The 21074-nt window shown below is 72.8% G+C and carries 19 protein-coding genes; 3 read left to right on the plus strand and 16 right to left on the minus strand.

What is annotated here, in order from left to right:
* Positions 1-14 precede the first annotated feature (14 nt).
* From ABH937_RS13385 to ABH937_RS13400, 4 genes are all read right to left on the minus strand, one after another.
* Complete coding sequence (locus ABH937_RS13385; protein ID WP_280692275.1) at positions 15-1634, minus strand: succinic semialdehyde dehydrogenase; 1620 nt, start codon at positions 1632-1634, stop codon at positions 15-17.
* 58 nt (positions 1635-1692) lie between these two features.
* The gene (locus tag ABH937_RS13390) at positions 1693-3597 is read right to left on the minus strand and encodes a serine/threonine-protein kinase (protein ID WP_280692273.1); all 1905 of its coding nucleotides are present in this window, start codon (positions 3595-3597) and stop codon (positions 1693-1695) included.
* A 146-nt stretch (positions 3598-3743) separates the two neighbouring features.
* Positions 3744-4823, minus strand: coding sequence for a protein kinase (locus ABH937_RS13395; protein ID WP_280692272.1), 1080 nt, complete (start codon positions 4821-4823; stop codon positions 3744-3746).
* Positions 4824-4897: 74 nt separating this feature from the next.
* Positions 4898-6850, minus strand: a complete 1953-nt coding sequence (locus ABH937_RS13400; protein ID WP_280692270.1) for a serine/threonine-protein kinase — start codon at positions 6848-6850, stop codon at positions 4898-4900.
* Between the two features lie 221 nt (positions 6851-7071).
* Here ABH937_RS13400 and ABH937_RS13405 point away from each other — a divergent pair, with 221 nt between their 5' ends.
* Positions 7072-7620 (plus strand): hypothetical protein, encoded by a 549-nt coding sequence (locus tag ABH937_RS13405; protein ID WP_280692269.1) that lies wholly within the window; start codon positions 7072-7074, stop codon positions 7618-7620.
* 51 nt (positions 7621-7671) lie between these two features.
* Here ABH937_RS13405 and ABH937_RS13410 read toward each other — a convergent pair whose 3' ends face one another.
* The 4 genes from ABH937_RS13410 to ABH937_RS13425 all read right to left on the minus strand — a co-directional run bounded on the left by ABH937_RS13410 (position 7672) and on the right by ABH937_RS13425 (position 12145).
* The gene (locus tag ABH937_RS13410) at positions 7672-8787 is read right to left on the minus strand and encodes a GuaB3 family IMP dehydrogenase-related protein (protein WP_280692267.1); all 1116 of its coding nucleotides are present in this window, start codon (positions 8785-8787) and stop codon (positions 7672-7674) included.
* Positions 8788-8899: 112 nt separating this feature from the next.
* Complete coding sequence (guaB, locus tag ABH937_RS13415; RefSeq protein ID WP_280692265.1) at positions 8900-10402, minus strand: IMP dehydrogenase; 1503 nt, start codon at positions 10400-10402, stop codon at positions 8900-8902.
* 234 nt (positions 10403-10636) lie between these two features.
* Positions 10637-11308: an RNA polymerase sigma factor ShbA gene (gene shbA, locus ABH937_RS13420; protein ID WP_280692263.1), complete on the minus strand. Its 672-nt coding sequence runs from the start codon at positions 11306-11308 to the stop codon at positions 10637-10639.
* A 225-nt stretch (positions 11309-11533) separates the two neighbouring features.
* Positions 11534-12145, minus strand: a complete 612-nt coding sequence (locus tag ABH937_RS13425) for a response regulator transcription factor (RefSeq protein ID WP_014136228.1) — start codon at positions 12143-12145, stop codon at positions 11534-11536.
* Between the two features lie 472 nt (positions 12146-12617).
* On the opposite strand from ABH937_RS13425, the gene ABH937_RS13430 reads away from it, so the two are divergent.
* The gene (locus tag ABH937_RS13430; protein ID WP_280692262.1) at positions 12618-12932 is read left to right on the plus strand and encodes a WhiB family transcriptional regulator; all 315 of its coding nucleotides are present in this window, start codon (positions 12618-12620) and stop codon (positions 12930-12932) included.
* Between the two features lie 55 nt (positions 12933-12987).
* On the opposite strand, the gene ABH937_RS13435 is transcribed toward ABH937_RS13430, so the two are convergent.
* The 3 genes from ABH937_RS13435 to groES all read right to left on the minus strand — a co-directional run bounded on the left by ABH937_RS13435 (position 12988) and on the right by groES (position 16165).
* On the minus strand, positions 12988-14016 hold the full coding sequence (locus ABH937_RS13435) for a LysR family transcriptional regulator (protein WP_280692260.1): 1029 nt from the start codon (positions 14014-14016) through the stop codon (positions 12988-12990).
* A 79-nt stretch (positions 14017-14095) separates the two neighbouring features.
* Complete coding sequence (gene groL, locus ABH937_RS13440; RefSeq protein WP_280692258.1) at positions 14096-15727, minus strand: chaperonin GroEL; 1632 nt, start codon at positions 15725-15727, stop codon at positions 14096-14098.
* Between the two features lie 129 nt (positions 15728-15856).
* Entirely contained in the window at positions 15857-16165 is a 309-nt protein-coding gene (gene groES / locus ABH937_RS13445; RefSeq protein ID WP_280692257.1) for a co-chaperone GroES, read from the minus strand.
* A 210-nt stretch (positions 16166-16375) separates the two neighbouring features.
* Here groES and ABH937_RS13450 point away from each other — a divergent pair, with 210 nt between their 5' ends.
* The gene (locus ABH937_RS13450; RefSeq protein WP_370218293.1) at positions 16376-17572 is read left to right on the plus strand and encodes an SAM-dependent methyltransferase; all 1197 of its coding nucleotides are present in this window, start codon (positions 16376-16378) and stop codon (positions 17570-17572) included.
* On the opposite strand, the gene ABH937_RS13455 is transcribed toward ABH937_RS13450, so the two are convergent.
* The 5 genes from ABH937_RS13455 to tsaB are packed head-to-tail and all read right to left on the minus strand — an operon-like array spanning position 17548 to position 21042.
* Complete coding sequence (locus tag ABH937_RS13455; RefSeq protein WP_370218295.1) at positions 17548-18462, minus strand: polysaccharide deacetylase family protein; 915 nt, start codon at positions 18460-18462, stop codon at positions 17548-17550. The genes ABH937_RS13450 and ABH937_RS13455 overlap by 25 nt on opposite strands.
* 55 nt (positions 18463-18517) lie before the next feature.
* Positions 18518-18784, minus strand: a complete 267-nt coding sequence (locus tag ABH937_RS13460; protein WP_280692252.1) for a hypothetical protein — start codon at positions 18782-18784, stop codon at positions 18518-18520.
* Positions 18781-19887 (minus strand): tRNA (adenosine(37)-N6)-threonylcarbamoyltransferase complex transferase subunit TsaD, encoded by a 1107-nt coding sequence (gene tsaD / locus ABH937_RS13465; protein WP_280692251.1) that lies wholly within the window; start codon positions 19885-19887, stop codon positions 18781-18783. The genes ABH937_RS13460 and tsaD overlap by 4 nt, the downstream gene beginning before the upstream one ends.
* Complete coding sequence (gene rimI, locus ABH937_RS13470) at positions 19880-20392, minus strand: ribosomal protein S18-alanine N-acetyltransferase (RefSeq protein ID WP_280692249.1); 513 nt, start codon at positions 20390-20392, stop codon at positions 19880-19882. Before rimI ends, tsaD begins: the two co-directional genes overlap by 8 nt.
* Positions 20389-21042: a tRNA (adenosine(37)-N6)-threonylcarbamoyltransferase complex dimerization subunit type 1 TsaB gene (gene tsaB, locus ABH937_RS13475; protein WP_370218297.1), complete on the minus strand. Its 654-nt coding sequence runs from the start codon at positions 21040-21042 to the stop codon at positions 20389-20391. Before tsaB ends, rimI begins: the two co-directional genes overlap by 4 nt.
* Positions 21043-21074: the final 32 nt, after the last annotated feature.

A 21074-nucleotide genomic window follows, 5' to 3' on the forward strand; every position in this document is an offset into this window, starting at 1 on the left:
ACCGTTCTCCTCGGTCACTTGAGCCCCAGCGCCTTCAACGCCCGCAGGCCGGTGGTCATCAGGGCCGCGAACTTCTCGTCGGTCAGGCCCAGCGAGGGCGCGATCGGCAGCAGCCGCTGGGTGGCGACGGTCTGCGCCTCGGTGAAGCGCAGGATGCCCTCGGCGCCGTGGCGCCGGCCGAGTCCGGAGTCGCCCATGCCACCCATCGGCGAGCCCACCGAGCCGTAGGCGGCCGCGTAGGCCTCGTTGACGTTGACGGTGCCGGTCCGCAGCCGGGTCGCGATCGCCCGGCCGCGCCGCCGATCCTTGGTCCAGACACTCGAATTCAGGCCGTACGGCGTGGCGTTGGCCTGCTCGACGGCTTCCTCGTCGGTGTCGAAACGGTAGATCGAGACCACCGGGCCGAAGGTCTCCTGGCCGCAGACCGTCATCTCGGGGGTGACACCGTCCAGGATGGTGGGCTCGTAGAAGAGCGGGCCGAGCTCGGGGCGGGCCTGGCCGCCGGTCAGCACGGTGGCGCCGGCCTTGACGGCCTCCTCGACGTGCCGGGTGACCGTCTCCAGCTGTCGCGTCGAGACCAGCGAGCCCATGTCGGCGCCGTAGGCCAGGCCGCCGCCCAACCGCATCGCCCGGGTCCGCGCGACGAACCGCTCCAGGAAGGCGTCGGCCACCGAGCGGTGCACGAAGAGCCGCTCGATCGAGATGCACAGCTGCCCGGCCGAGGAGAAGCAGGCCCGCACCGCGCCCTCGGCCGCCTTGTCCAGGTCGGCATCGGCCAGCACCAGCAGCGCGTTCTTGCCACCGAGTTCGAGCGAGGCACCGACCAGTCGGGCGGCGGCCCGCTGGGCCACGTCCCGGCCGGTGGGGGTGGAGCCGGTGAACGAGACGTAGTCCGCGTGCTCGACCACGGCCGGGCCGATCACCGGGCCGTCGCCGATCACGATCTGCCACAGGTCGGCCGGCAGCCCGGCCTCGATCAGCAGCTCGCGGGCCCAGAGCGCGGTGAGCGCGGTCTGCGTGTCGGGCTTGTTGACCACCGCGTTGCCCGCCACGAAGGCCGGCAGCGCATCGCTGACCGACAGCTCCAGTGGGTAGTTCCACGGCGAGATCTGGCCGATCACGCCCTTGGGGCGACGCCCCTCCACGGTGTGGGTGAGCACCGGCAGCGCCCCGCCGCGGCGGCGGTCCTTCAGGTAGCCGACCGCGGCGCGACCGTAGTGGCGGGCGGCCAGCGCGGCGCCCAGCACTTCTTCGAACGCGTGCAGCCGGGACTTGCCGGTCTCCGCCTGGATCAGGTCGAGCACCTCGTCCTGCCGCTTCAGCAGCAGGTCGTGGAAGCGCAGCAGCACCGCCGCCCGGCGCCGCACCGGCTGGGCGGCCCACGCCTGCTGGGCGCGCCGGGCCAGCTCGTAGGCCACCGTGACGTCCTGCGGGGTCGACTGCGGCAGCTCGGCCAGCGGCTCACCGGTGAGCGGCGCGAGGGTCCGCGTGAGGTCGGCGTCACCGGCAGCGGTGACACCGCGGGCCAGCCGGGCGACCAGGGACTGCGGGACCGCCGAGGCGACCGTACGGCCGGCGCCCGGGGCCGCCGGATTGCGGCCGCCGCCGCGGTTTTCTGCCGTGATGTCCGTCATGGGCGCAGCCTAGGCCTTGAACGGCCCGTTGTGTACCCGTCGGTAACAGCGAAAGGCGCTACGGAGTCACCGGGGTGAAGCCGTTCAGCAGCGCGGTGAAACGGCTCTCGGTCAGCGTGTGGTCGTCACCGGTGACCGGGCCGGAGACCAGCATCGCGTACGAGGTGCCCTGGCTGTCCCGGTACTCCTCCTCGATCGCCCGGCGCGGTCCGGCGTTCGGGCCGCCGGTGGTGTTGGTGTAGGTGAAGATCCACTTGGCCGCCTCGTAGCCGTGCACCTCCGCGCTGGCGAGGTACTCCTGCTTGTAGTCCGTGGTCCCCAGCTGCGCCTGCTTGTTCCACCCGTCGGACAGCTGCTGGAGATGGTCCAGCGGCGAGAGCGACTGGCCGACCTGGACGGCGAACTGGATCAGGTGCCGCTGGCCGTCCGGGCTGTAGTAGACGTTGTTGTTCCGGTACAGCCGGGTCCAGGTGCCGCCGTCCTGTGGCTCCGGGAAGCGGAAGCCGAGCGGGTCCGTGACCCACTTGAAGCCGGACGGTGCCGGGCCGGCCGGCGCGGCGGCGCTGGGTGTGGACGGCGCGGAGCTGGGCACGGCGGTCGGCGGGGCGGTGCTGGGCGAAGCCGAGGGCGACGTGTCGGCCACCGGCGGCTGGCTGCGGTGGTCGTAGCGGACCACGCCGAAGGCCACCGCACCGCTCACCAAGGCGGCGGTCAGTCCGAGCAGCGCCAGCCGCAGGCCCCCGCGCCGGCGGGAGCCGCGGGCCGCCGGCAGCGGCCCGGTGGGGGTCGGCCCGGCCGGTGCCGGCGCCGGGGCGGGCGCGAGCGCGGCGGTGGGACCGGTCGGCCCGGCGGACGTGGCGGACGGCGGCTCGGCGGGGCTGCCCGGCTCGGCCAGCGCCGGGCGGTCCACCACCGGCACCACCTGGGTGGGCGTGCGGTGGATCGCCGCCGGGCGAGCGGTGATCGCCATGGTGTGTCCGGCGGTCACTTCGCGCAGCATCCGCTGCGCCTCGTCGGCGCTCGGCCGCTGCTCCACCGGCTTGGCCAGCAGCGCGGCCAGGACCGGCCCGAGCGCACCCGCCTTGCGCGGCTCCGGCAGCGGTTCGGCGACCACGGCGGCCAGCGTGCTCAGCGGGTCGTGCCGGCGGAACGGCGACTGGCCCTCCACCGCCGCCCACAGCGTGGCCCCCAACCCCCACAGGTCGGAGGCCGGGCCGGGACGCTCGCCCTGGGCCCGCTCGGGCGCCAGGTAGTCCGGCGAGCCGACCAGGTCGCCGGGCCGGGTCAGCTCGGACGAGCCCTCGAACTTGGCGATCCCGAAGTCCAGCAGCACCACCCGCCCGGTGCCGTGTTCGAGCAGCACGTTGGCCGGCTTCACGTCCCGGTGCAGCACCCCGAGCTGGTGGCCCCGGTGCAGCGCGGCCAGCACCTGGGTGCCGACCTCGGCGGCCTCGCGCGGCGAGAGCGTGCCGTCCTGGGCGACCACGTCGGCCAGCGAACGGCCGTCGATCAGCTCCATCACGATCCACGGGCGGCCGTCCTGCTCCAGCACGTCGTGGATGGTGATCACGCCGCTGTGCTTGATCCGGGCCGCCGCCCTGGCCTCCTGCTTCATCCGGGACTGCAGGATCGCCAGATCCTCCTCGGGCAGGTGGTTGACGGTCAGCTCCTTGACCGCCACCTCGCGGTCCAGCATCAGGTCCCTGGCCCGCCAGACGGTCCCCATGCCGCCTCGGCCCAGCCGCTCACCCAGCTCGTAGCGCCCGGCGAGCATCCGACGGGTCTCGGCTCTGCCGATCGGCTCGGCCCAGTTCGACTCCGCGCGGCTCGACTCCACGCGGCTCGACTCCACTGGGCCCGACTCCACGCGGCTCGACTCCCCCGGGCCCGCCGCGACCTCGCTCGGCTCGGCCTGGATCGGCACGGGCGCGCCGGCGGCCCCCGCCTGCTCCTGTCCACTCACGGCGACCACTCCCCCCATCTTCGGTGCAGCACGCATCTGATCACCGCTCGGACAATGTTCCGGCCCCAGCCTAGGCGTCCGATCCACGATGCTTCACCGGGACCCGGCCACGTGACCGGGCTGTGATGTCCGCCGCGCTACGCGTGTCACCCGGCGAACACGGCCACCGCCGCGATCGCCAGCACCATGGCCACCATGACCCCGCCGACCAGCAGCGCCGGCAGCAGCCTGGACGGCCGCTGCGCCCTGGCGTGCCGGGCGTGCTCGGGCACCACCGCCACCGGGCGCCACCGGCGCGGGCGCGGCACCAGCGGTCCGGCCGGCCGCAGCACCGGCAGCGCCGATTCGACCTCCTCGGCCCGGTACGGCTCCGGCGCCTGCGCCAGCAGCTCGGTCAGGCACTGCCGGGCCTCGACGGCCGACGGCCGCTCGGCGGGGTCGCCCGCGAGCAGCCGGTCCACCAGCGGGCGCAGCGGTCCGCACCCGGCGCTGTCGGCCCGCTGCGCGGCCCGGACGGCGGCGAAGAGCGCGGTCGGGCTCTGCTCGGGGAACGGACCGTATCCGGTCAGCACCCGGTGCAGCAGCACGCCCAGCGCCCACAGGTCCGCCGCGGGCCCCGCCGCCTCGGCCGCCAGCAGCTCGGGGGGCCAGCGCTCCGCCCTGGCCCCGACCAGGCCGGTCCGCGCCTGTGCCCAGCGCCGCCCGTCCGCGCCGCCCAGCGCCCTGGCCAGCGCCTCCTGGGCGGCGCCGATCGCCTGGCCACCGAGCAGCGCGGCGCCGTCCTCGCAGACCAGCACCTGCTCGACGGCCAGGTTCCCGTGCGGGTGACCGTCCAGGTGCAGCGCGGCCAGCGCGCCGCACAGGTCGGCGGCCAGCTCGGCGGCCCGGTACGGGTCCAGCGGGCCGGCCGCGAGCAGCTCGGGCAGTGCCCGCGCGGGCGGCCGCTCGACCGCGGCCCAGACCACGCCGTCCGCCGCGAAGACCTCGAAGGACTGCCGCAGCCTGGGGTGCTCGGGGGTGTCCGCGAGCACCGCGCGGACGGCGGCGAGGATCTCAGCCGGGTCCAGCCAGCGGCTGCCCTCGAAGTCCGCGCTGCCGGTCAGTTCGGGCACCAGCAGTTCGGGCAGCTCCAGTCCCTCCAGCAGCACCGGGGTGTCGCCGTGCAGGTCCACCGCGAGGCGGCGTGGTCCGGCCGCGTCCGCCTCCGACGGCTGACGGTCCGTCACGTGACTGGCTACCACCTGATAGTGGCCGGCCATCGTCTGGCCAGGGCCAGCTCGCATGGCCGCCCCCTCTCTCGCTATGGCGCGGGCTGGAAGCTCTGGAAGCCGATGGCCCGGGCCTGGCTGATCGCGGGGGTGCTCCAGTCGCTGTCGCTCGTGGTCCAGTAGAGCGCATAACCGTACTTACGGTTGTCCAGCACGAAACCACGGTTGAGCGAGTGTTGGCGGGTGCTGGAGCCGAAGGTCCACTCCCAGTCGGCGGCGTTCGACCAGCGCCAGCCGGACAGGGCCTGCAGCTGGACCCGCTGGTAGTTGCTCAGGGTGGGGGAAACCTGCTGCTCCTCCGACTGCCAGGCGGCGAGGGCACTGGCGCCGGGGGTGGTGGTCCAGTCGACCTGCAGGGTGATGCCGCCGCCCCGGAAGACGTGACTGCCGTCCTTCGAGGAACTGGCGTCCAGGTTCAGCCCGTTGGGGAGCTGGATGGAGAAGCCGGAGGAGTCGGTGTACTGGTAGTAGCCGGTCGGCACGGCCGGCGCCGGGTTGCCCGACGGCGCTGCGCTGCTCGGCGCGGCACTGCTCGGGACGGCACTGGTGGGGGCAGCGCCGGTGGCCGGTGCCACCGCGCTCGCGGCGGGGGTGCCCTGCGCCGCGCTGCTCGGGGCGGCGCTGCTCGGGGCGACACCGCTCGGAGCGGCACTGCTCGGGGCAGAAGCCGACGCGGCCGAGGGCGATCCGGTCGTGACGGTCGAGGCCACCCCGACCGCGCCGGGCAGCGCCGCTGGCCCCGCCCCCTTCTTCGTCGCCCCGCCCGTGCCCGCCACCAGCCAGATCACGCCGGCCACCAGCACCAGCAGCACGACCGCCAGCACGGCCAGCAGCCGGCGCCGCCGGCCCGACCAGCGCGCGGCGGTCCCCAGCGTGCCGCTGCGCGACCAGACACCGGTCTCCGCCTGCGCCGGGTCCTCCGCCGGCGTCCCCGCCGCCGTGGCAGCGGCTGCGGCCGCGGCCCGCTTGCTGCCCACCCGCACCGTGCTCAGCCCGGGCACGCTCAGCCTCGCCGACTTGCGCGCAACGTCGGCGGATCCGACTTCCGGTGCCGGGTCAGCCGACTTCTCCGCCGGCCCGCCCGACGCCAGATCGAGCTTGGTCGACTCGGCGGCCGGCAACGCCACCCTGGTGGTCGACTCGGCGCGCGCGGTGGACTCCGCGACGATCCGCTTGAGCATCGAGCGGGTGGTCGAGGCGTCCAGCCGCTTCTCCGGGTCCCGCTCCAGCAGCCCCTCGATCACCGGGCGCAGCGGCCCGGCGTTCTCGGGGGCGGGCAGGTCCTCGGTCATCACCGCGGTGAGCGTGGCCAGCGCCGAGCCCCGGTCGTAGGGCGGCTTGCCCTCCAACATCGCGTAGAGCGTGCCGCCCAGCGACCACAGGTCGGCCGGCGGCCCCGGCTTCTGCCCGCGGGCCCGCTCCGGGGATATGTACGAGGGCGCCCCGACCAGCATCCCGGTCGAGGTGACCGAGGTGTCCCCCTCCACGCTGGCGATGCCGAAGTCGGTCAGCACCACCCGGCCGTCCTCGCCGATCAGCACGTTGGACGGCTTGACGTCCCGGTGCAGGATCCCCTGGCTGTGCGCGGCCCCGAGCACGCCGAGCAGCTCCAGCGCGATCTCCGCGGCCCGGGTCGGCGTCACCGGCCCGTCCTCCTTGACCACTTCGGCCAGCGAGCGGCCGTCGACCAGTTCCATCACGATCCACGGCCGGTCGTCCTCCTCGACCACGTCGAAGACGGTGACGGCGGCGGTGTGCCGGATCCGCGCGGTGGCCTTGGCCTCGCGCAGCGTACGGACGATCAGGCGGTGCCGCTCGTCGTCGTCGACGCTGCCGTGCATCCGCAGTTCCTTGACCGCCACGATCCGGCCGAGCATCTCGTCCTCGGCCCGCCAGACGGTCCCCATGCCACCGCTGCCGAGGACCGAATCGAGCCGATACCGGTCGGCCAGGACGCGTCCGGAAGTGCCCTGCGGCTGGGTCATTCGGGCGTTCCCCCATGTGCTGCTGCCGGTCAGGTGACGTACCGTCGGGTCGCTGCGCGCACCAGGCCGACGGTCAAGCCTCCATCATCCCCTGTGCCCACGGCGGCTGTTCACTCGACCCCTGGAATAGTCGAGTCGTGACCCGAAACCGCTGTCCCCGGACAGGGCGCCGCTGCTAGCGTTCGCCCCCGTCGCATCCGCTCCACGTCGGGGGAAGCTCCATGTCCGGGCCCGTGCCACCGTCCTATCCGCAGCCCCAGCCGCCTCAGCAGTCACAGCCGCAACCGCCCGCCTTCGGGCCACCGGCGCCTTTCGGCCAGCCCGCGCCCTACGGCTACGCCCAGCTCGCCGCGCCCGCGCCGCGACGCGGCAACGTCGGCGGCGGCATCGCGGTCGGCCTGCTCGCGATGCTGGCCGGCGCGGTGCTCTACGGCTTCATCATGAAGGCCAGCAACTCGCAGTGGAGCTACTTCGCCATCGCGCTCGCGCTGCTGGTCTCGATCGGCCTGGGCAAGGTCGGCGGCCGCCACCCGGTGCTGCCGGTGCTCGGCCTGCTCCTCTCGGTGCTCGGCGTCTTCCTCGGCCAGCTCTTCTACATCTACCTGGTGCTGCACCAGCAGTACGGCCTGGGGCCCACCGACGTCTTCGGCTCGGAACTCGGCGACACGATGCAGGGCTGGCGGAGCATGCTCGACGCCAAGGACATCCTGTTCTACCTGTTCGCGGCCGCCGAAGGCTTCATCTTCACCAGGCGCTTCGGCGCCCGATGAACGCCCGAAGGGGCCGGGGCTGCTCGCCCCGACCCCTTCGCTGACGGACCGTCAGCGGTGGCTGACCGTCACCTCGACCCGCTGGAACTCCTTGAGCTCCGAGTAGCCGGTGGTGGCCATCGCCCGGCGCAGCGCGCCGAACAGGTTCATCGTGCCGTCGGGGGTGTGCGAGGGACCGGCCAGGATCTCCTCGGTCGTGCCCACCGTGCCGAGGTCGACCCGCTTGCCGCGCGGCAGCTCCTCGTGCACCGCCTCCATGCCCCAGTGGAAGCCCTGGCCCGGCGCGTCGGTGGCCCGGGCCAGCGCGGCACCGATCATCACCGCGTCCGCGCCGCAGGCGACCGCCTTGGCGATGTCGCCGCTGTAGCCGACACCGCCGTCCGCGATCACGTGCACGTAGCGGCCGCCGGACTCGTCCATGTAGTCGCGGCGGGCGGCGGCCACGTCCGCGACGGCGGTGGCCATCGGGACCTGGATGCCCAGCACGTTGCGGGTGGTGTGGGCGGCGCCGCCGCCGAAGCCGACCAGCACGCCGGCCGCACCGGTGCGCATCAGGTGCAGCGCGGCGGTGTAGGTGGCGCAGCCGCCGACGATCACCGGGACGTCCAGCTCGTAGATGAACTGCTTGAGGTTGAGCGGCTCGGCCGCGCCCGAGACGTGCTCGGCGGAGACCGTGGTGCCGCGGATCACGAAGACGTCCACACCCGCGTCGACCACCGCCTTGGAGAACTCGGCGGTGCGCTGCGGGGAGAGCGCGGCCGCGGTGACCACACCGGAGTCGCGCACCTCCCGGATCCGCTTGCCGATCAGCTCGGCCTGGATCGGCGCGGCGTAGATCTCCTGCAGGCGGCGGGTCGCGGCGGCCTCGTCGGTGAGCCCGGCGATCTCGTCCAGCAGCGGCTGCGGGTCCTCGTAGCGGGTCCACAGGCCCTCGAGGTTGAGCACCCCGAGGCCGCCGAGGCGGCCGATCGCGATGGCCTGCGCGGGTGAGACCACGCTGTCCATCGGGGCCGCCAGGAACGGCAGCTCGAAGCGGTAGGCGTCGATCTGCCAGGCGATCGAGACCTCCTTCGGGTCCCGGGTACGGCGGCTGGGGACGACGGCGATGTCGTCGAAGGAGTACGCCCGCCGGCCGCGCTTGCCCCGCCCGATCTCGATCTCAGTCACTTCGAGCCTCTCTGCTGCTTGCTGCTCACGATCGCCCCCTAGTATCCCGGACACCCGGCACCGGACGCACAAAGGCCCGCCACGCGGACGGTGGCGGGCCTTCGAGCACTGCTTACCGGCTGGTGTAGTTCGGGGCCTCGACCGTCATCTGGATGTCGTGCGGGTGGCTCTCCTTGAGCCCCGCCGAGGTGATCCGGACGAACCGGCCCTTGCTCTCCATCTCCGCGACGGTGGCCGCACCCACGTAGCCCATGGTCTGCCGCAGGCCACCGACCAGCTGGTGCAGCACGGCCGACAGCGGGCCGCGGTAGGGCACCTGACCCTCGATGCCCTCGGGAACCAGCTTGTCGTCCGAGGCGACCTCGGCCTGGAAGTAGCGGTCCTTGGAGTACGAGCGGCCCTGCCCGCGCGACTGCATGGCGCCCAGCGAACCCATGCCGCGGTAGGACTTGAACTGCTTGCCGTTGATGAACAGCAGCTCACCCGGCGACTCCTCACAGCCCGCCAGCAGCGAGCCGAGCATCACCGTGTCGGCACCGGCGGCCAGCGCCTTGCCGATGTCGCCGGAGTACTGCAGACCGCCGTCGCCGATCACCGGCACCCCGGCCGCCTGGCAGGCCACCGCGGCCTCGTAGATCGCGGTCACCTGCGGGACGCCGATGCCGGCCACCACGCGGGTGGTGCAGATCGAGCCGGGGCCCACCCCGACCTTCACGCCGTCCACGCCCGCGTCGATCAGCGCCTGGGCGCCGTCCCGGGTGGCCACGTTGCCGCCGATCACGTCCACCGCGACGGCCGACTTGATCTTGGCGATCCACTCCAGCGCGTTGTGGCTGTGGCCGTGCGAGGTGTCCACCACCAGGAAGTCCACGCCCGCCGCGACCAGGGCCTGGGCCCGGTCGAAGGCCTCGGCGCTGGCACCGACGGCGGCGCCGACCAGCAGCCGTCCCTCGGCGTCCTTGGCGGCGTTCGGGTACTTCTCGGCCTTGACGAAGTCCTTGACCGTGATCAGGCCCTTGATCCGGCCCTCGTCGTCGACCAGCGGGAGCTTCTCGATCTTGTGCCGGCGCAGCAGGCCGATCGCGTCCTCACCGGAGATCCCGACCTTGCCGGTGATCAGCGGCATCGGGGTCATGATCTCGCGGACCTGGCGGCTGCGGTCGGTCTCGAAGGCCATGTCGCGGTTGGTGACGATGCCCAGCAGCTTGCCGTCCGGGTCGGCGATCGGCACGCCGCTGATCCGGAACTTGGCACAGAGCGCGTCAGCCTCGGCCAGCGTGGTCTCGGGGCCGACCGTGATCGGGTCGGTGACCATGCCCGACTCGGAGCGCTTGACCAGGTCGACCTGGTTGGCCTGGTCCTCGATCGACAGGTTGCGGTGCAACACGCCGACCCCGCCCTGACGGGCCATCGCGATGGCCATCCGGGCCTCGGTGACCTTGTCCATCGCGGCGGAGAGCAGCGGGATGTTCACCCGGACGTTGCGCGACACGCGCGAGGAGGTGTCCACCTGGTTCGGCAGCACGTGGGACGCCCCGGGCAGCAGCAGGACGTCGTCGTACGTGAGTCCGAGCATCGCGAACTTCTCGGGTACGCCTGCGGCGTTAAGAGACATGGTGGGGGCTACCTTCCCGTGGCCGGCCGGTCGATCGGATGCGCCCTGTGAGGGTCGGGGCGCGCACCGGCAGTGGAAGGACACCAAACCGCTATTGGACGAATCTACGAGGTGACGTCACTCGCCCGCACGGATCTTTGGCGACCTGTCCAGGCGCCGATACCCCATCGTACTGGCATCGGGAGAAGCCACGTCGCGCCCTCTTGACAACCGTGAGCGAGGCCACAGGGCGAGCTACGCGGACTCCTCCGCCAGCGCGCGCAGCCGGCTGAGCGCTCGGTGCTGGGCGACCCGCACCGCCCCCGGCGACATGCCGAGCATCTCCCCGGTCTCCTCCGCCGAAAGCCCGGCCGCGATCCGCAGCAGCACCAGCTCGCGCTGACGGGCCGGCAGATTCGACAGCAGCTCGCGCATCCAGGCGGCGTCGCTGCTGAGCAACGCGCGCTCCTCCGGGCCGAGCGCCTCGTCCGGCACCTCGGGCAGGTCGTCCGGCGGGATCACCGTCGAGCCGGGCCCGCGCATCGCGGCCCGCTGCAGATCGGCGATCTTGTGGGCGGCGATGCTGTAGACGAAGGCCTCGAACGGCCGCCCCTCGTCCCGGTAGCGGGGCAGCGCGCAGAGCACCGCGACGCAGACCTCCTGGGCCACGTCGTCCACATGGTGCCGCGCGCCGCCGGGCAACCGGACCAGCCGGCCCCGGCAGTAGCGCAGCACCAGCGGGTGGACGTAGGCCAACAGGGCGTCAGTGGCCGGGCCCTCGCCCCGAACCGCCGCCGCCACCAGCTCGGCGACCAGCGGCGAGGTGCCCGCGGCAGACGGCGACCTCCGGCCGCGGGCCCCGGAGTTGCTGGGGACGGCATCGGCCGGTGCTACCTCGCCGGTTTCGGCGGCCTCGTCGTCGCGCATCGGTCCATGGTGCCTGGTCGCGTCGGAAAACCTCGCACCGCGTCCGGACTTGTGCACCGGAACGTTATCCGCCACCGACCCACCCCCGTTCCCACCGTCGCCGCGCTCCACCCCTCCATGGTGCAGCCTGACCGGCCCCACGGCCTATGCCGCGCCCGAGGAAAAGCGACCGCGCCCCTTCCTCCGTCCAACGGAGGAAGGGGCGCACCGGAAGTCGGCGCAGCTTCAGCGGACCAGGCCCCAGCGGAAACCGAGCGCCACCGCGTGTGCGCGGTCGGAGGCGCCGAGCTTCTTGAAGAGCCGCCTGGCGTGCGTCTTCACGGTGTCCTCGGAGAGGAAGAGCTCGCGGCCGATCTCCGCGTTGCTCCGGCCGTGGCTCATCCCCTCCAGCACCTGGATCTCACGGGCCGTCAGCGTGGGCGCCGCTCCCATGTCGGGGCTGCGCAGCCGGCGTGGCGCCAGACGCCAGGTCGGATCGGCCAGCGCCTGGGTGACGGTGGCCCGCAGCTCGGCCCGCGAGGCGTCCTTGTGCAGGTAGCCGCGAGCCCCGGCGGCCACGGCGAGCGCCACGCCGTCCAGGTCCTCGGCGACGGTGAGCATGATGATCCGGGCGCCCGGGTCGGCGGACAGCAGCCGCCGAACCGTCTCCACGCCGCCCAGTCCGGGCATCCGGACATCCATCAGGACGAGATCGGAGCGGTCGGCCACCCAGCGGCGGAGGACCTCCTCACCGTTCGTCGCCGTGGTCACCCGGTCGACACCCGGCACGGTGGCCACCGCACGGCGCAGCGCCTCCCGGGCAAGCGGTGAATCGTCGCAAACGAGAACGGAAGTCATGACCGTCCTCCGCAGCTGATCCGCGTCACGTTGAGCCTCCTGGCTGGTACGAACTCTCTCCGCACTTCCAACGACCGTCACTCGAATGAGTTACGGCCTTCAGGGCCATCTCCACCACTGTACGTGGCCAACCCATTACTGATCAGCCGCATCGCGGGGCGGACACCGCTCTTTTGTGCTCGTAGCGCGCGTCCGACACCCGATCGGCGCGCGCCGCGCACGCCGGAGTACGGCCCGACGGCAGCGCGGGGCGGGGGGCGCCGACACACCGGGCCACCCGATTGCCACGACTCATCCGACCCACTTCATGCCCGTTTAGTCCGTTTTCATGGCTTTTGTACGATCATTGACTGTTGGGTAACTCTGTGGGTGACTTGTCGGGAAGCGTGCTGTAAGTCATATTTCCAGGTGTCCATCCCGGCGCCTCGAAGCCTCGCCGAACGGCTGTCGGACGACTCGAAGGGAATGAGCCATGGCCGATTTCTCCCGACTCCCCGGTCCGAACGCGGACCTGTGGGACTGGCAGCTCTCCGCCGCCTGCCGCGGTGTGGACAGTTCGCTCTTCTTCCATCCCGAAGGCGAGCGTGGCGCGGCGCGCAGCTCGCGGGAGCAGAGCGCGAAGGAGGTCTGCATGCGCTGCCCGGTGCGCACCCAGTGCGCGGCCCACGCGCTGGCGGTCCGCGAGCCCTACGGCGTCTGGGGCGGCCTGACCGAGGACGAGCGCGAGGAGTTGCAGGGTCGCGCCCGCAACCGGCTGGCCGAGGTGCCGGTGACCGTCCGGCACTGACCGTCCGGTAGGGGCCGCCCACCGGTAGCAGAAACGTTTGCTCGACGTCCGTCGGTCAGCGAACGGACATTTCCGAAGAGCCCGACCCTCGACGACCGGCCGCCACCGTGGCGAGCCGGTCGAGCATGAGCCGCACCGCCGGCACCTCGGCCAGGTCCGGCAGGGTCAGCGCCACCACCTCGCGCAGCGCGGACCGGCCGTCGGCCGCGTGCACCGGCACCGCCGCCACCGCGTCGTGGCGCACCGCGTCCAGCGCCAGGCGCGGCAGCACCGCGACCCCCAGGCCGGCCGCCACCAGGCCGACCACCGCCGGGTAGTCGTCGGTGGCGAAGTCGATCCGGGGCGCGAAACCGGCCTCGGCGCACAGCTCGACCAGTTGTCCGCGACACTGCGGGCAGCCCGCGATCCACTGCTCCTCGGCCAGCTCGGCGAGCCGCACCGGCTGCTCGGCGGTGCGGTCGGCCAGCGGGTGGCCGACCGGGAGCAGGCCGACCAGCGGGTCGTCGAGCAGCGGACGCACCACCAGTTCGGACCAGTCGCCCGCGGCGGCCGTCTCGGCGGCGGCCAGCACCGCGGCGGCCCGGGCCGAACGCGACACACCGTGCGCGGGAGTGCTGCTCGGGTGCTCGCCCGGGTAGCGGAAGGCCAGGGCGATGTCGCACTCGCCGCCGCGCAGCATCGCCAGCGACTCCGGCGGCTCGGCCTCCACCAGCGACACGCGCACCCCCGGATGGGCGTCGCGCAGTCGGGCGACCGCGGGCGGCACCAGGGTGGAACTCGCGGTGGGGAAGGAGACCAGGCGGACCCGCCCAGCCCGCAGCCCCGCGATCGCGGCCACCTCCTGCTCGGCCGCCGAGAGGCCTGCCAGGATCCCCGAGGCGTGCTTCAGCAGCACCTCGCCGGCCTCGCTCAGCTGCACCCCGCGCCCGGAGCGGGCCACCAGTGGCAGGCCCACCGACTTCTCGAGCGCCTTCATCTGCTGGCTGACCGCCGGCTGGGTGCACCCCAGCTCCCGCGAAGCGGCGGAGAACGACCCGGTACGGGCGACCGCGCGCAACACACGCAGATGACGAGCCTCGATCATGCGCCAAGCGTAGACCGACGGCCCGGCACCCCCGCTCGAGCGGGGGTGCCGGGCCGTCGGTTCAGCGCGCTACCAGGGGTCAGTGCGAGTGACCGTGGCCGCCGTGCGAGTGACCAGCAGCGGCCTCCTCCTCGGCGGGCTTCTCCACCACGAGGGTCTCGGTGGTGAGCAGCAGCGAGGCGATCGAGGCGGCGTTCTCCAGGGCGGAGCGGGTGACCTTGACCGGGTCGATGACGCCGGCCTTCATCAGGTCGCCGTACTCGCCGGTGGCGGCGTTGAAGCCCTGGTTGCCGTCCAGCTCGGCGACCTTGGAGGTGATGACGTAGCCCTCGAGGCCGGCGTTCTGGGCGATCCAGCGCAGCGGCTCGGCGAGCGCCTTGCGGACCACGGCGACACCGGTGGCCTCGTCGCCCGACAGGCCCAGGCCGCCGTCCAGCACCTTCTGCGCGTGCACCAGGGAGGCGCCGCCGCCGGCGACGATGCCCTCCTCGACCGCGGCGCGGGTCGCCGAGATGGCGTCCTCCAGGCGGTGCTTGCGCTCCTTGAGCTCCACCTCGGTGGCGGCGCCGACCTTGATCACGCAGACCCCGCCGGCCAGCTTGGCCAGGCGCTCCTGCAGCTTCTCGCGGTCCCAGTCCGAGTCGGTGTTGGCGATCTCGGCCTTGATCTGGGCGACGCGGCCGGCGACGGCCTCGGAGTCGCCCGCACCGTCGACGACCGTGGTGTCGTCCTTGGTGATGGTGACGCGGCGGGCCGAGCCCAGCACGTCCAGGCCGGCCTGGTCGAGCTTGAGGCCGACCTCCTCGGAGATGACGGTGGCACCGGTCAGGGTGGCCAGGTCGCCCAGGATGGCCTTGCGGCGGTCGCCGAAGCCCGGGGCCTTGACGGCCACCGCGTTGAAGGTGCCGCGGATCTTGTTCACCACGAGGGTGGAGAGCGCCTCGCCGTCCACGTCCTCGGCGATGATCAGCAGCGGCTTGGAGGCACCGCCCTGCAGGATCTTCTCGAGCAGCGGGAGCAGCTCCTGGATCGAGGAGATCTTGCCCTGGTTGATCAGGATGTACGGGTCCTCCAGGACCGCCTCCTGACGCTCCTGGTCGGTGACGAAGTACGGCGACAGGTAGCCCTTGTCGAACTGCATGCCCTCGGTGAAGTCCAGCTCCACGCCGAAGGTGTTGGACTCCTCGACGGTGATCACACCGTCCTTGCCGACCTTGTCGATCGCCTCGGCGATCAGCTCGCCGACCTGCGGGTCCTGCGCGGAGAGCGAGGCGACGGCGGCGATGTCGTCCTTGCCCTCGATCTCGCGGGCGATGGAGAGCAGGTGCTCGGAGACGGCGGCGACGGCCTTGTCGATGCCCTTCTTCAGGGCGGCCGGGCCCGCGCCGGCGGCGACGTTGCGCAGACCCTCGTTGACCAGGGCCTGGGCCAGCACGGTGGCGGTGGTGGTGCCGTCACCCGCGACGTCGTTGGTCTTGGTGGCGACCTCCTTGACCAGCTGCGCGCCGAGGTTCTCGTACGGGTCGTCCAGCTCGACCTCGCGGGCGATGGTGACACCGTCGTTGGTGATGGTCGGGGCGCCGAACTTCTTGTCGATGACGACGTTGCGGCCCTTGGGGCCGATGGTCACCTTGACCGTGTCGGCCAGCTTGTTGACACCGCGCTCGAGCGAGCGGCGGGCGTCCTCGTCGAACTGCAGGATCTTCGCCATGATTCCGTTTCCTCGGGATATCTGCGTACGTGACGTCAGGTGTAGCAACAACCGCGCCCCGGGCCCCTGTCACAACTGACACGGATCCGGGGCGGGCCAGATGGCGGACCGTGAGGTCCGCCGGACTGCTTACTTCTCGATGATGGCGAGAACGTCGCGAGCCGAGAGGACGAGGTACTCCTCGCCGTTGTACTTCACCTCGGTGCCGCCGTACTTCGAGTACAGGACGACGTCGCCGACGGTGACGTCGAGCGGAAGACGGTTGCCCTCCTCGAAGCGGCCCGGGCCGACGGCCAGGACAACGCCCTCCTGGGGCTTCTCCTTGGCGGTGTCCGGGATAACCAGGCCGGAGGCCGTGGTGGTCTCGGCGTCGAGCGGCTGGACCACGATGCGGTCCTCAAGCGGCTTGATGGCAACCTTGCTGCTGGCGGTGGTCACGTCCGAGTTCCCCTTCGGAGATTACGGGGTTGTCTAACAGGTAGGTGAGCGACAGGGACGGCCTGCCGTCGCGGGGGTCAGGCCGATACTGTCGCGTTAGCACTCTCCCTGGGGGGAGTGCCAGGAACGACCATAGGACGCGGTTAGCACTCAGTCAACCAGAGTGCCAGCGGCGCGCAGGGCGAATCGCCGGACCTGGACAATGGGCGGGTGGAGACCGAGACCTTTGCGCGGCTGCTGACCGACCAGGGACAGCGGCTGCTGACCGAACTGCGCGAGTACGCCCCCGAGGAGGAGTTGGCGCTGGCCACCCGGCTGCGGCGGGAGCACCCGGCGGAGCTGGTCTCCGCGGCGCTGGGGCAGGCGCGGCTGCGGCAGCGGGCCCAGCCGAAGTTCGGGGACGACGCGGCGCGGATGTACTTCACGCCCAACGGGGTCGAGCAGTCCACCCGGCGCAGCGTGGCCGAGTGGCGGGCCGCCCGGTTCAGCCGGCTCGGGGTGGCGCGGCTGGCCGACCTGTGCGCGGGCAACGGCGGTGACGCGATCGCCCTGGCACGGGCCGGGATCTCGGTGCTCGCGGTCGACCGGGACCCGCTGACCTGCGCGGTCGCGGCGGCCAACGCGGCCGCGCTGGGCCTGTCCGAGCTGATCGAGGTGCGCTGCGCGGACGTGACCGAGGTGGCGGTCGACGGATTCGACGCCGTCTTCACCGACCCGGCACGCCGCACCGCCAAGGGCCGGGTCTTCGACCCCGCCGCCTACTCCCCGCCGCTCTCCTGGGCGATCGAGGCCGGCCGCCGCACCCCGCTGGGCGCGCTCAAGGTGGCCCCGGGCATCCCGCACGAGGCGGTGCCCCAGGACGCGGAGGCGGAGTGGGTCTCCGACCACGGCGAGGTCAAGGAGGCGGTGCTCTGGTTCGGCACCGCCCCGGCCGCCGGCGCGCCGCACCGGGCCACCCTGCTGCCGGGACCGCACACCCTGACCGGCGGCCGGCTCCCCGACCCGCCGGCCGGCCCGGTGCGCCGTTACCTCTACGAGCCGGACGGCGCGGTGATCCGCGCCCACCTGGTCGCCGAGGTCGCCGCACGGCTCGGCGCCACCCTGATCGACCCGATGATCGCCTACCTGACCTCGGATCAGCTGCTCGCGACGCCGTTCGCGCACGCGTACGAGATCACCGACCTGCTGCCGTTCAACGTGAAGAAGCTCAAGATCCTGTTGCGGCAGCGGGCGGTGGGCACCGTGGTGATCAAGAAGCGCGGCATCGGGCTGACCCCGGAGGAGCTGCGCCGGCAGCTGAAGCCCGAGGGGCCGAACACGGCGACGGTCTTCCTGACCCGGGTCGCCGACACCCCGACCATGCTGCTGGCTCAGCCGGTGGCTCAGCCGGCCGGCGGCTGGATGTAGTCCTCCAGCCGCGCCACCGAGAAGCCCTGCTCCTGGATCCGGCTGAGCAACTCGCCGAACATCTCGGTCATCGTCTCGCCCTTGAGGTCCTTGGGACCGCGGAAGTGGGCCAGGATGATGTCGCCGGGCTTCAACTTCTTGTCGCCGGCCTGGTACTGCATGTCGTGGATCTGCATCGTCTCGCGCCACAGCACCACCGCCCGCGGACCGCACTGCTGGACCGCGGAGTTGAGCGTGGCGGTGTTGGCGCCGTCGCCGTAGGGCGGGCGGAACAGGAACGGCGCCGCCCCGTACTGCTGGCTGAGCACCTGCTGGTCGCCGCAGACCTCGTTCTTCTGCACGACGGCGGACTTGGTGCTCATCGCCGGGTGGTGCAGCGTGTGGTTCTGGATGTGGTTGCCGGCGGCCTGCAGCGGCTTGAAGTAGCCGTAGTCGTTCTTGATCGCGTCGTCCATCAGGAACATGGTGACCGGGATCTTCAGGTCGTTCATCATCTCGATGAACTTGGGGTCCTTCTCCTCGCCGTCGTCGATGGTCACGAAGACCACCTTGTCGCTGGTGGGAATGGCGCTGATCACCGGGACCTGGCCGGTCCTGCCGAGCTTGACCGGCTTGTCGGCGGGCGGCGCGGGCGCGGCGGGCAGCGGCTGCAGGTGCCACTTGGCCCAGGCCGCGGCCGACACCTGACCGTCGCCGGCCGCCGGCGGCGGCGTGGCCGCGGTCGACGGCGCGGCGCTCGACGGCGGCCCGGCCGCCGGGGTGCTCTGCGGTGCGACCGCGTTCTTCTGCTCCCCGCCACTGCTGCCGCAGCCGCTGACCGCGACGGCGGCGACCAGGGCGAGCGAGCCCGCCGTGCACGCCGTCAGCCGGCTCCTCTGGTAGGTCTTCACGGCGTCCCGCTCCCCCTGCTGTTGTGTGTTCGACCAGCGCTCTCGTCCCGGAACGCTACCGTGCTTCGGCCACGTACTCACGGTGGAAGGACCAGCGATGCACTGGTCGCGCCAGCAGCTCTGACGGCGGCTCAGGCGGCGTCACCGGCTCGACCGGGGCCGGCCACCAGCTGATCGCCAGCACCCTCCCACCGGGCGCGCTGAACAGCTCCAGCCGCTCGGCCGCCGCGAGCGCGGGGGCCAGGTGCTCGCGCGCCCACCCCAGCAGCTCGGCCCCGCGACCGTCGACCGCCTTGGCCTCCCACATCACCGCCTCGGTCACGCCTGCCCGCCGTCCAGCGCGCGGTAGGCCTCGCCGTGCACGTCGCCGTGCCCGAGCAGGGCGGCCGGCACCGAGACCTCGGTGACCGGCAGCGAGGAGTCGGCCGAGAGGTCGAAGGCCGAGGTCGGCCGGTCGCGCCAGACCATCTCCGCGCCGAGCGCGGCGACCATCGCGCCGTTGTCGGTGCACAGGCCCGGGCGCGGCACCCGCAGCCGGATGCCGGCCCGCTCGCAGCGCTGCTCGGCCATCGCGCGCAGCCGGGAGTTGGCCGCCACCCCGCCGCCGATCATCAGGTGGTCCACGTCGTGCTCCTGGCAGGCCTTGATCGCCTTGCGGGTCAGCACATCGGTGACCGCCTCCTGGAAGGAGGCCGCGACGTCCGCCACCGGCACCTCCTCGCCGGCCCGCCGCTTGGCCTCCACCCAGCGGGCCACCGCCGTCTTCAGGCCGGAGAAGGAGAAGTCGAACTCGGGGTCCTTGGGGCCGCTCAGGCCGCGCGGGAAGTGGATCGCCTTGCGGTCGCCCTCGCGGGCCATCCGGTCCACCACCGGGCCGCCGGGGAAGCCCAGGCCGAGCACCCGGGCCACCTTGTCGAACGCCTCGCCGGCCGCGTCGTCGATGGTGGCGCCGAGCGGGCGCACGTCACTGGTGATGTCGCCGGTGAGCAGCAGCGAGGAGTGGCCGCCGGAGACCAGCAGGGCCATCGTCGGCTCGGGCAGCCGGCCGTGCTCCAGCTGGTCCACGCAGATGTGCGAGGCGAGGTGGTTGACGCCGTAGAGCGGCTTGTCCAGCGCCCAGGCGTAGGCCTTGGCGGCGCTGACCCCGACCAGCAGCGCGCCGGCCAGGCCGGGCCCCGCGGTGACCGCGATGCCGTCCAGGTCGCTCGCCTTGATCCCGGCGGTGTCCAGCGCGCGCTGGATGGTGGGGACCATCGCCTCCAGGTGCGCGCGGCTGGCGATCTCCGGGACCACGCCGCCGAACCGGGCGTGGTCGTTGACGCTGGAGGCCACCGCGTCGGCCAGCAGGGTGGTGCCGCGCACGATGCCGACGCCGGTCTCGTCGCAGGAGGTCTCGATGCCCAGGACGAGCGGTTCGTCAGCCATGGTCTTCCTCGGTCTCGTTCTCGTTTCGGTGGTCGCGGCGCATCACCAGCGCGTCCACGTTGGCCGGCTGGTAGTAGCCGCGCCGGATGCCGACCGGCGCGAAGCCGAACCGCTCGTACAGGCGCTGCGCGCGGAAGTTGTCGATCCGCACCTCCAGCAGCAGCTCGGTGCAGCCGCGCCGGACGGACTCGTCGACCAGGTCGGTGAGCAGCGCCGCGCCCAGGCCCCGGCCCTGGTAGCGGTCGTCGACGGCGATGGTCTGCACGTCCGCCTCGCCGGGCCCCGCCATCAGTCCGGCGTAGCCCACGATGGTGCCGTCCTCGGTGGTGGCCACCGTGTAGTGGCGGCTGCCGCCGGGGTGCGCGTCGGCCAGCTCCGACCAGTACATCCCGGCCGACCAGGCGTCCTCGGGGAAGAGCGTGTGCTCGAGATCCAGCACCGGCGCGATGTCCCACCAGCGCATCGGGCGCAGCGTGATCCTCGTCGTGCGCGTGCCCGCGGTCACGCCGGCAGCACCGCCTTGTAGCCGGCGGGGACCTGCGCGTCAGGGCGGCGCAGGTAGAGCGGCAGCGGCGGCAACAGCTCGCGTCCGGCGGCCAGTTCGGCGACCGCGAAGTCGGCCAGCGCGCCGGCCGACAGGTGCTCGGGCCCGCGCCCGCCCGGGAAGGTCTCGGGGTAGAGCAGCGCGCCGGCGCCCACCGAGACCTGACGGACCGTCAGGTCGCCGGGCCGGTCCACCGCCGGGCCCTCGATCCGGCGCCCCGCCGCGTCGTAGTCGGCCCAGTAGACCTCCTTGCGACGCGCGTCAGTGGCCGCCGTGAACGGGCCGCTCAGGCCTTCGGCGCGCGCCTGCCGGGCGATCGCGTCCAGCGTGCAGACACCGTGCACCGGCAGGTCGAGCGCGTGCCCGAGCGCGGCGGCCGTGGCCAGACCCACCCGCAGCCCGGTGTACGGGCCCGGGCCGACGCCGACCGCGAGCGCGGTCAGCTCGCGCTTGTCCACGCCGGCCTCGGCGAGCACCCGCGCGATGGTGGGCAGCAGCAGTTCGCCGTGGCGCCGGGCGTCGACCTGGTAGGTCTGCGCCAGGACGGTCGCGCCGTCATGGACGGCGGCGGTGACGGCGGGGGTAGCGGTGTCGAACGCGAGCAGCAGCACGGGTCCAGGTTAGAGGGTCGCCGGAGTCGACC

Origin of the sequence: Kitasatospora sp. GAS1066B (genome assembly GCF_041262605.1) — a bacterium.
Taxonomy (GTDB): Bacteria; Actinomycetota; Actinomycetes; order Streptomycetales; family Streptomycetaceae; genus Kitasatospora.

Excerpts from the sequence above, each read along its gene's own strand:
- ABH937_RS13385 (WP_280692275.1), bottom strand. The coding sequence starts at position 1,634 with ATGACGGACATCACGGCAGAAAACCGCGGCGGCGGCCGCAATCCGGCG.
- ABH937_RS13400 (WP_280692270.1), bottom strand. The coding sequence starts at position 6,850 with ATGACCCAGCCGCAGGGCACTTCCGGACGCGTCCTGGCCGACCGGTAT.
- ABH937_RS13405 (WP_280692269.1), top strand. The coding sequence starts at position 7,072 with ATGTCCGGGCCCGTGCCACCGTCCTATCCGCAGCCCCAGCCGCCTCAG.
- guaB (WP_280692265.1), bottom strand. The coding sequence starts at position 10,402 with ATGTCTCTTAACGCCGCAGGCGTACCCGAGAAGTTCGCGATGCTCGGA.
- shbA (WP_280692263.1), bottom strand. The coding sequence starts at position 11,308 with ATGCGCGACGACGAGGCCGCCGAAACCGGCGAGGTAGCACCGGCCGAT.
- ABH937_RS13425 (WP_014136228.1), bottom strand. The coding sequence starts at position 12,145 with ATGACTTCCGTTCTCGTTTGCGACGATTCACCGCTTGCCCGGGAGGCG.
- ABH937_RS13430 (WP_280692262.1), top strand. The coding sequence starts at position 12,618 with ATGGCCGATTTCTCCCGACTCCCCGGTCCGAACGCGGACCTGTGGGAC.
- ABH937_RS13435 (WP_280692260.1), bottom strand. The coding sequence starts at position 14,016 with ATGATCGAGGCTCGTCATCTGCGTGTGTTGCGCGCGGTCGCCCGTACC.
- groL (WP_280692258.1), bottom strand. The coding sequence starts at position 15,727 with ATGGCGAAGATCCTGCAGTTCGACGAGGACGCCCGCCGCTCGCTCGAG.
- tsaD (WP_280692251.1), bottom strand. The coding sequence starts at position 19,887 with ATGGCTGACGAACCGCTCGTCCTGGGCATCGAGACCTCCTGCGACGAG.